The organism is Streptomyces melanogenes (assembly GCF_014649795.1).
GTDB classification, from domain to species: domain Bacteria; phylum Actinomycetota; class Actinomycetes; order Streptomycetales; family Streptomycetaceae; genus Streptomyces; species Streptomyces noboritoensis.
The window spans coordinates 413915-422591 of sequence record NZ_BMTS01000007.1 but is presented as its reverse complement, the minus strand read 5'-3'; the positions used below and the strand labels follow the sequence as shown (position 1 = coordinate 422591).

Sequence of the window (8677 nt, the reverse complement as noted above, 5' to 3'; positions counted from 1 at the left end):
TTCCGAGAGCGGGACGAGGTCGAGAGGGACCTGGCCGCACACGGCTACGTGGTGGAAGACGTTCGCGATGCGCCTGACCGACCAGGAAGAGAGTTCGTCTTCCTCGCGCGACGCCCGTGAACTCCAGTGATCCACGCCACTCAAACGTCGATTCTGCGGCGTGATCCAGCCTTGTGCCCACAACCTCACCGGAACCGACTTCTCCCAGGCCGACCTCACCAAGGCCTTCCTCAATGAACTCGAGCCGCGCAAGACCAAGTTCTGCGACCGAAGCCTGTTGATCTCGCCCGAGGACAGCGAGAGCCCCACACCGGCCGAGGAGTGGCAGCCGACCAACTGCGCCGTCCTGCGCAACGCTTCCTTCGGATTGGCCAACCTCTCCGCGGTCGACCTCAGGGGCGCTGATCTCCAAGGCGCCCTCATCCCCTGGGTGAACCTGTCGAAAACCGATCTACGGGAGGCGAATCTGACCGGGGCGGACCTCACCGGGGCAGACTTGACCGGCGCCAAGCTGACCGGAGCCCGCATGGCCGGAGCCATCCTCACCGGAGCCAAGGGACTGCCGTCCTCATGACGCGTACTCAGCCACGATCCAGCCCCCGGAGACGACCGCGATGAGCGGGCGTATGACGGTATGCCGCATCAGCGTCGGCACCGTGCATGCCTGGGTCTGCTCTGTCGTAACACTGCTGGCCGGCAATGCCTCGGGCTTGGCTCGGGCCCTGCCGAGGCCAGGGCCAGGGCCGCCGCGGAGTAGGTGCTGGCGGACGGCGCTCTCGCCGAATGCCCCCGGGTCGGTGAGGCACGTGCCATCACCACCTGTGCCTGGCTGGGCATCCCGGCCCTAGCCGGCCTCGGTGCCGGCGGAGGTCTGCCCAACCTGTCCGACGGCGCCCCGGTGAAGAACTCACCGTCACCGCTCTGCAGAGGGCGTTGAGCAAGGCTCGGGCCCGGTATCGATATCTCGCCAGGTGCGACGTGCCGGTTCCAGGTCATGGAGCGGGCGCGGCGCCGCAAGGACGGCCGCTGCCGGCCAGCAGCACGCTGAGCGGGCTGGGGCGAAGTCGCGTGCTGGTCCTTTGGGTTGGCGGGCACCGGCCTGGGTGGGCGCGGGAGGATCAGTACCGCACGTCGCCGGGGCCGCATAGGGTGAATCGTTCCCGGATGGGACCGGGGCGTCACGGAGGGAAGGCGATCGTGGGGGAACTGGACGGCAGGACCGCATTGGTGACGGGCGGCTCGCGGGGGATCGGGCGGGCCATCGCCCTGCGGCTAGCCGTCGAGGGGGCGCTGGTCGCGGTCCACTACGGCGGCAATGACAAGGCCGCCGCGGAGACTGTGGCACAGATAGCCGAGGCCGGGGGCCGGGCGTTCGCGGTGCGGGCCCGGTTCGGCGAGAGCGGCGCGGTGGACCGGTTGTTCGAGGGGCTCGGCGCCGGGTTGGCGGACCACGGCGTGGATGGCCTGGACATCCTGGTCAACAATGCGGGTATTCACTCGGTCAGTTCGATCGGTCAGCTCACCGAGGAGGAATTCGAGTATCTGCTGGCGGTCAACGTGAGCACGCCGGTCTTCGTGGTCCAGCGGGCACTGCCGCTGCTGCGGGACGGCGGACGGATCGTCAACGTGGGCTCGGCGGCCACCCGGATCGCGAACCCCCTCCAGATCGGCTACACCGTCACCAAGGCCGCGCTGGCCGCCCTCAGCCCGTCGCTCGCCAACCAGCTGGGCCGGCGCGGAATCACGGTGAACACGGTTGAACCCGGGGTGGTGCTCACCGACATGACCGCCGGGTGGACCGGCGTTCCCGAGGCGATGGCCGGACTTGAGTCGATCACCGCGCTCGGACGGATCGGCGAGCCGGAAGACATCGCAAGTGTGGTGGGCTTCCTGGCGGGCCCCCAAGGACGCTGGGTGACTGGCCAGACCATTGACGCCTCGGGCGGTACCTACCTCGGCCCGATCACAGCCGGATGAACCCCCAGGAGCACTTAAAACTGGTTCTGGATCACTTTCCGTGCCAGAGCCACGGAGCGTCACTGGAATCGCGATCATGAACGGTCGTGGTGTTGACGCCCTCGGTGGGGCGGGTCGTTGCTGTGCGGGAGTGTGAGCGCGGCGTGGACGCGTCGGGCAGGAGGAACGTGGTGACGACCCTCTGCCGACGGGCCGTCGAATCGATCCGCAGCCCGGTCCCTGGGACGATTGCTTTGGGGTGCCTGACGGCGTGGACGTCACGCTCACCTGGCCCGGGGCCCTGGAGTTGAGGGTCACCAGCCGCACCGAGTGGGTCACGATCGACGACGAGGAGGCCGAGACCGTGGCCGTCGGAGCGCAGACCGGCCCGCCGAACGGCCTCAGCACTCTCCCGCGCCTGGTCACTCCCGTCGACTCGCTGGAGGTATCCACCACCTGGACCTGGCGATCACTCAGCTGAGCCGTTTCCTGCGGGCCATCGGATCGTTGGGTCGACCGTGCCGTTGACCGACACGCAGTGGGCGCGGACAGAGCCATTGCTGCCGGACCGGAGGCCGGAACGGGGCGGAGGGTGGCGGGAGCACCGCCATGTGATCGAGCGATCGCCCGGCCGTTCCGCACCGGATATCAGTGGGCGCACTTGCCCGCCGCGGACGGCTCGTGGAAGGGCGTCTACACCCGGTTACGGTACTGGGGATTGCCGGAGCCTGGGGCCGCGTCTTCAGCGCCCTGCTGGCCCAGTCTGGCGCGGGAAGGCTTGGACTGGGTGGTCGCGAAGGATCCACTATCGTCCGTGCTCACCAGCATGCCGCCGGGGCCCGTACAGAAGGGGCCCCGGCCGGCGAACCGCTCCACCACGCGATCGGACGCTCCCGCGGGCGACTGACCACAGAGATCCGCCTTGCCGCCGGCAGGGTAAGCATCGCTGGCCCCGACACAGCGCCGGACATACGGGCTTGCGTGACCCCAGCGGCTGGAGATCGTTGTCGAGGCATGATCAACACTGCTAGGCGTGTACTCGCCACCCTTGCTCTTGCCGGGACAGTTCTCGCCTTCTCCGGAACGGCACACGCTGACACCACCGCGAATGGGGGTACCAGGCAGGCGCGGTCGGGTGAATCGTCCCGGTTCGTGCGTGCTGCCATTCCGGAGCGGGCGTTTCGCACGTTGGAGCTGATCGACGCCGGCGCGTGGCCGCCGAGCGATGGCTCAGGCACCAGAGGGGGTGCCACCTGGCCGAATCGCAACCAAGCATTGCCACGCACCGGTGGTGACGGCAACCCGATTCACTACCAGGAGTGGGACGTCAACCACAAGAAGCCCGGTCAGGCCCGGGATTCAGAGCGCATCGTCACGGGCGACAACGGCAGCGCCTGGTTTAGCGCTGACGGGTTGCGCACCTTCCAGCGCATGCGCTGAGCACGCGGAAAAGCTCAGCGGACGTTGATGTACGAGGTGAACAGGTCGGCGCCATCCCCCCGCGTTGGCATTCCGGGCCCGGGAATGTCCTCGGGCGTAGCACGACCTGCTCACCTCACCTTCCCCGGTGCCGGGGCGGGGTCTATGTCAATGTGAAGCCCCACGGGTTGTTGGACAGGACGTCCCTGGCTGATTCTGGACGGTCCGGCGACTTGTTGGACGGTACTGGCATGTCCTGCACGAGGCTTGCTCGTTGTGCTGGGCATGGGGTCATTACCCGGCCATGAACTGCCGGATGATCGCAGGTGGATGGCGGAGCATCGGTGCCGCGCGGTGATGTCAATGCTCCCTCAAGCGCTTCAGGCAACTCGGCGCCGCGTCGACTGCCGACGCTCCCACGGGTGAGGAGCTGCCTGCGTTCCTGCCGCAAATGTGGGACGAGATCACACAGATGCAGGCGCTGATGCGCAACGATCTGGGGGACGGTTCCGGCGTCCCCGTGCCCTCGGAACGGCCAGGAGCATACCGGCCACCCGGCGCCTGAGGGATCTCAGCGCGGCGGGGCCAGCGTGCCGTTGTGGTCCAGGAACGCCACGTCGCCCCGGACCTCCCATCCGACTGGCCGTGCAGGTCACCGCTACCGGCTGGAGGCGACGTCGCGGGCCGCGTAGGCGAGCAGTTCACCGATGGCGGCCTCGTCGGAGACCGGAGGCCGCCGACGCCACCGCTCCAGCGTCTCCCGCACGGCGTCCGCCACAGCCTGAACGTGTTCCACCAGGTCGTCGTCGAGTGCGGTCACCTCCCCGTCGGCTGTGCAGCCCGTGACGACGACGGTCCCGGCCAGGGGATACCGAGCAACACCCCGCCAAGCACTCGCCAACGCCCAGCCGACCAGATTCTGCGGAAGACCCAGCGTGCGGCCGCTGCCATCACGGTGCAGCACCGCCCGCCGGTGGTACACACCCTGGTCGACGACATCGGGGGATCCCACGTGCACGCGGATCTGGCAGAAGGCGTCCGTCTGCGGCAGGTCGAGCTCGGTGACCGTGGTGTCGGGGTCGATGCGCAGGGCGGGCATGGTTCCTCCTCCGTCAGGGTGGGGTTTATGGCGTGTCTGGGGTGGGTTGGTGGGTGAGTGTCTGCCAGCGGCGCTCGAAGTCTGCGCGTTCCCCGGCGATCAGGGTGGGGGTGACGGGCTTGTTGTACTGGGCGGTGACACCCCGCTCCCCGCACACCCGCGCCACCTCCACGAGTACGGGCTCGTCGGTACGTACCCGGTGTTCCGCCCACACGTGGTAGATACGCCACCGTACGAAGTGGCGGCGCACGTTGGCTGGGCTGACGGGTTTGCCCCCGCGGCCCAGCAGTCCCTTCGTAGCCAGGTAGGCCGACAACTCCTCATCAGTGGGCTCACCTCCGTGTTCCTCCTGGTACTGCCTCCACGCGAGGTAGTACCGGTCGGAGGCGCTCAGACCGCCACCCTTGCTCTCACGTGGCGGAGACGGCGGTGCGTCGAGGGGAGCGTCCACCCGTGGGCCACGCTGCCGCCTCGCCCCCTGAGCCGCAGCACCGACGGGCACCGACCGCGCATCCTCCATCTGCGGCAGCGGCTCGTCGCCCTCCTCCTCACCGATATCGGCCACGGCCCCGGAGGGCGGCTGTCTGAGGTTCCCTTCACGCTGCGGGAAGCGCCCGACGACGCCCACTGTGTCTTCCTCCGTGACGGGCCGGCTCCCCGCACCGGTGACACGGTCCCGCTCGTACACATCCACCGCGAGGCCGACCGCATCCGGGCTGGAGGCGTGCTCCTGCACCCTTGGGCGCGCAGGCCGTCGACCGTGTCGTGCGGGACGCGCAGACACACCATCCCTGACGCCTTGGCGATGTAGATCGCCGCGATCCGGGCCACCGTGCCGTCGTCGGATTCCGCCCTCGGCTCCTCCATTTCCAGTCCCTCTTGCGCAGGTACGGACGGGCCTGCCCAGGGAGCGACAGGGCCCGGGATGACTCTTCTGGGGCTGGTCGGCTGGACGGTTGGGTGTCCAGCGCCGTGTTGGCCCATGGGATGTCCCCGCAGGAGCTGGCGGTGCGGATGAGCAGTGCCGCGGACGCGGCGACCGATCCGATGACCGACGCCGAGGTCAATGACCTAGCACTGGCAGAGCGGAGGCGATCCCCCGCGTGCCCCGGTTGTCAAGGCCGTTCCGCCATCCGGGCGCGGAGACTTTCCGTATCACTAGGATTTTCAGGATGCCTGAATGGCACGCAGCCGACCGGAGGGTGGGAGCATCATGAGGCAAGGAGCACGGCAGCGCTTGGCGGAGCTGCTCGGCAACTCGGAGCGGCGCGGGGACTTCAGTACCTGCATCGAGATGCCCGCCCGCGCCCTGCGGATCGAGGTCGACGGCGTCGGTGAACTGCCCCTGCCGTTGCGCGCCCCTGTCACCCGGAAGCTGATCGCCCAGGCCCGGCAGGCCAACTTTGGCCGCGGTGAGCAGACCCTGGCCGATACCAGCGTGCGTGATACCTGGGAAATCACTCCGGACCGGATCACCCTGAGCGGGCCCGACTGGCAACGAACTCTGAGTGGTGTCCTCGACCGTGTCCGTACCGCGCTCGGTCTGCCGTCCACCACCGTCCTGTGCGCCGAACCGCACGCGCTGCTCGTCTATGGCAAGGGCCAGTTCTTCCTGCCGCACCAGGACTCCGAGAAGCACGACTCCATGGTGGGCACCCTCGTGGTCTCGCTGCCCTCGCACCACACCGGCGGCGAACTCGTCATCGAGCACGCCGGCCGCAGGATCGCCTACCAGGCCTCCCGGGAGCGGCTGACCTTCGCCGCCTTCTACGCGGACTGCCGGCACGAGGTCAAGCCCGTCACCTCCGGATACCGCATCACCCTCACCATGAACCTGCTCGCCGAGCGCGTCCGGCCGGCCGGCGAGACCGACGAAGGCCCAGTAGCCGATCTGGCCCACTGCCTGACCGAGCACTTCGCCCAGCCGGCGCAGCAGCGCTACAGCTACGGTCGCAAAGAAGCCACGCCGCCCAACCGGCTCGTCTACCTCCTCGACCACGAGTACACCCAGCGCAGCCTGGGCTGGAACAGCCTCAAGGGTGCCGACGCCACCCGCGCCACCTTGCTTCGCCAGGCCGCCGGGCAGGCAGGCTGCCAGGCAGTCCTCGCGCTGGCGGAGGTGAAGGAGACATGGGACGCCGTACCGCCCTACGAGCGCTACGACTACTACGGCGACGTCGAGCACTTCGACGACTGTGAGGACGAGGAATGCGAGGGTGAGTGCCTCCTCGACCCCGACGGCGAGCCGGGAGCCGAGCGCCGACGCAGTGGCGACTTCTCCGACTACGAGTTGGGTGAACTGGTCGACGACGAGATCACCCTCGGCTGGTGGACCCGTCCCGACGGTACCGGCGGTGAGCAGATCTCCCTGCCCGTCCCGTACGCCGAGGCGTGCGCCACCACCGAGAACAGGGGCCTCACGCCCTACCGGTCCGAGTACGAGGGCTACATGGGCAACTACGGCAATACCCTGGACCGCTGGTACCGGCGTGCCGCAGTGGTGCTCTGGCCCCGGCAACGTTCGTTCGCGGCACGCGCCGAGGCGGGCTCCCAGGGGGCCCTGCAGGAGCTACAGAGCCACCTGGACGGCGGGGAGTTGGAGGTGGCGCGTACGCTCGCCCGGTCGCTCGCCCCGGTCTGGCAGCACCACGGTTCGGGCGCGGCGGCCGCTCCGCTCTTCACGGCCGCCCTGCGCGTGGCGGTGGGACTGGGGGAAGCCGATACCGCCGCGATGCTCCTCGCTCCTTTCCGGGTGGAGACTCTGAGTGAGCGGCACGCCCCCGACCTTGCGAAAGCGGCCACACGGTACGGGCGGACATGGGCGCGCGAGGCTGTCAGCAGCTGGTTCCGCCCGGTCGGCGCCGACACCGCGGCCGACCGGGCCACCTGGCTTGAGACTTTGCCCGGTCTCTGTGCCGCGCTGCGGACCGCCGGCGGCGACGGGGAAGCGCTATGCAGACCGCTGGTCGAGGGGGCCTGGCAAGCGGCCGAGGAGCGGCTCACCCACTGGCTCGGCATGGGCCGGGAGCCGGAACGCAGCGCCGGCATGGAGCGGCTCGGCACCACGCTGGCCCACATCCTGCGGTCAGCCGGCCCCGCGGCCGCCGACACGATCACCATTACCCTGCGCGGGTTGCCGGACACCACCCTGGAATGCCTGCTCCCGGCCTTGCGCACCGCAGCCGGCCGACCGGTCGCCGTAGGAGACGGCACGCCAGCGGCCCGCGCCTTCCAGTCGCTCGCCGACCACTGCGAGGCCCGGCTGAGCGCAGCCCTCGCCCGGCCCATCCGGGCCGCGGACGACTGGTCACTCGCCCCGGTGGGTGCCTGCCGGTCCGGCTGCGGCCTCTGCCTCGACCTCGACGCCTTCCTCACCTCCCGCACCCACCGGGCTATGGATTGGCCGCTCGCGAAGGACAGGCGCCGCCACATCCACAGCCGTATCGACCTGGCCGGCCTGCCCGTGTCCCACACCACCCGGCGCCAAGGACGCCCCTACACCCTGGTCCTGACCAAGACGGACGCAGTGTTCACCCGCGAGCGGGCGACCCGCATCCGCGCCGAGACCGATCTGGCGTGGCTCCGGGGAACGTGTCCGCGATTTTGATGCTGCCCTGTTCCGGGCCGAGCTGGACCAGCTCGTACGGGCCGAGGCCAGCCGCATGGACCACAAGATGGCCAAGGCTGGGCCAGCGGAGGGCAGCGATCGATAGATCCGCTCGACGCCGTCAACCAGCCGCGTCAGCAGTGCGGTCGCAGCCGGCCCGGCCGGGCCGGGGCTCCGGCCCAGTCGGCCGCGCTCCTCGTCAGAACACCATCCGCTCCTGCAGCCAGCGGTTCACCCAGTACGGCACTCACCGGGCGTCGTCGAGGGGGGTATGGGGACCGAGTCGGCCGGAGCGAGGTAGGCGAGGGACTCGATGACCTCCTGGTACTCGGGCTCGTCGGCCGCGAAGCGGCGCAAGTCGCCCCAGCGGCGGTCGCGGATCTGGACGAAGCCGGAGCCTTGGCGCCGCAGGCACTTGCACAGGTGGTGGCCGCGTTCACAGGACCGCAGCACCTCGGCCGCCGCACCGAAGCCGGGCGTTCCAGGTGGTGACCGCTGCCTCACCCCACACCTGTTCGAGGGCACCGCCGATCTCGTCGTCCATCACGGTGGCGGGCGGACGGGCACCGCCGAAGCGTTCGGCACTCTTGCCGACC

The 8677-nt window shown here is 69.4% G+C and carries 7 protein-coding genes and 2 pseudogenes; 6 read left to right on the top strand and 3 right to left on the bottom strand.

Annotated elements, in window-relative coordinates; translation table 11 throughout:
• The 5 genes and pseudogenes from IE252_RS43300 to IE252_RS18450 form a co-directional block, all read left to right on the top strand.
• Positions 1–120 (top strand): annotated as a pseudogene (locus IE252_RS43300) (SAM-dependent methyltransferase); the annotation flags it as partial.
• Between the two features lie 40 nt (positions 121–160).
• Positions 161–574 carry a pentapeptide repeat-containing protein gene (locus tag IE252_RS18470; RefSeq protein ID WP_190090519.1) on the top strand — a complete coding sequence of 138 codons (414 nt, stop codon included), beginning with the start codon at positions 161–163 and terminating at the stop codon, positions 572–574.
• Between the two features lie 623 nt (positions 575–1197).
• Positions 1198–1977 (top strand): SDR family NAD(P)-dependent oxidoreductase, encoded by a 780-nt coding sequence (locus IE252_RS18465; protein WP_229848531.1) that lies wholly within the window; start codon positions 1198–1200, stop codon positions 1975–1977.
• Positions 1978–2134: 157 nt separating this feature from the next.
• Positions 2135–2437 (top strand): annotated as a pseudogene (locus IE252_RS18460) (aldose 1-epimerase); the annotation flags it as partial.
• Positions 2438–2970: 533 nt separating this feature from the next.
• The gene (locus IE252_RS18450; protein ID WP_190090541.1) at positions 2971–3396 is read left to right on the top strand and encodes a ribonuclease domain-containing protein; all 426 of its coding nucleotides are present in this window, start codon (positions 2971–2973) and stop codon (positions 3394–3396) included.
• A 637-nt stretch (positions 3397–4033) separates the two neighbouring features.
• Here IE252_RS18450 and IE252_RS18445 read toward each other — a convergent pair.
• Positions 4034–4474 (bottom strand): hypothetical protein, encoded by a 441-nt coding sequence (locus IE252_RS18445; protein ID WP_190090517.1) that lies wholly within the window; start codon positions 4472–4474, stop codon positions 4034–4036.
• Positions 4475–4499: 25 nt separating this feature from the next.
• Entirely contained in the window at positions 4500–5210 is a 711-nt protein-coding gene (locus IE252_RS18440; RefSeq protein WP_190090516.1) for a hypothetical protein, read from the bottom strand.
• Positions 5211–5687: 477 nt separating this feature from the next.
• Between IE252_RS18440 and IE252_RS18435 the strand changes: the two genes are divergently transcribed.
• On the top strand, positions 5688–8081 hold the full coding sequence (locus IE252_RS18435) for a 2OG-Fe(II) oxygenase (RefSeq protein ID WP_190090515.1): 2394 nt from the start codon (positions 5688–5690) through the stop codon (positions 8079–8081).
• Between the two features lie 231 nt (positions 8082–8312).
• On the opposite strand, the gene IE252_RS18430 is transcribed toward IE252_RS18435, so the two are convergent.
• A complete protein-coding gene (locus tag IE252_RS18430) occupies positions 8313–8585 on the bottom strand; it encodes a DUF5825 family protein (protein WP_190090542.1) in 273 nt (90 codons plus the stop codon).
• Positions 8586–8677: the final 92 nt, after the last annotated feature.

What these genes read in the sequence shown, in the direction of transcription:
- IE252_RS18435 (WP_190090515.1), top strand. Translation starts at nt 5,688, where the DNA reads ATGAGGCAAGGAGCACGGCAGCGCTTGGCGGAGCTGCTCGGCAACTCG.
- IE252_RS18450 (WP_190090541.1), top strand. Translation starts at nt 2,971, where the DNA reads ATGATCAACACTGCTAGGCGTGTACTCGCCACCCTTGCTCTTGCCGGG.
- IE252_RS18445 (WP_190090517.1), bottom strand. Translation starts at nt 4,474, where the DNA reads ATGCCCGCCCTGCGCATCGACCCCGACACCACGGTCACCGAGCTCGAC.